The organism is Affinundibacterium fentianense, assembly GCF_018139545.1.
Classification (GTDB): domain Bacteria; phylum Pseudomonadota; class Gammaproteobacteria; order Burkholderiales; family Burkholderiaceae_D; genus Undibacterium; species Undibacterium fentianense.
The window spans coordinates 1-328 of the sequence record NZ_JAGSPJ010000024.1 but is presented as its reverse complement, the minus strand read 5'-3'; the positions used below and the strand labels follow the sequence as shown (position 1 = coordinate 328).

Annotated in this window: 1 protein-coding gene; it reads right to left on the bottom strand. The window is 46.6% G+C overall.

The window, feature by feature from the left end; genetic code table 11:
- The coding region (locus tag KDM90_RS17635) for a M10 family metallopeptidase C-terminal domain-containing protein (RefSeq protein ID WP_212676938.1) at nucleotides 1-328 on the bottom strand (328 nt) is incomplete at both ends.

Below are 328 nucleotides of genomic sequence, written 5' to 3'. Positions count from 1 at the left end.
GCGCCGGAACCATCAGAGTCATAGAAAAGCTTACCGTTAGTGGTGTTGTAGAGAATGTAGTCGTTCGCGTCGCGCGCAGCGGGATTGGTGTTTGCGACAAAATTGTCTGACGAGATTTGAGGGCCTATAGGAAGATGAGAAAATACAAAACGCGACAAGGCAATAGAATCAACGCCATGTTTAAACCACGATATCGTATCGACGTTGGTATTTGCGTCAAGGACTGAACCGAAAACCACGATATCCACACCTGAACCGCAACTGATCGTATCGTTTCCAGCTCCACCTATAATTGTATTGTTACCGGAACCGGCCACGATATTGTCAT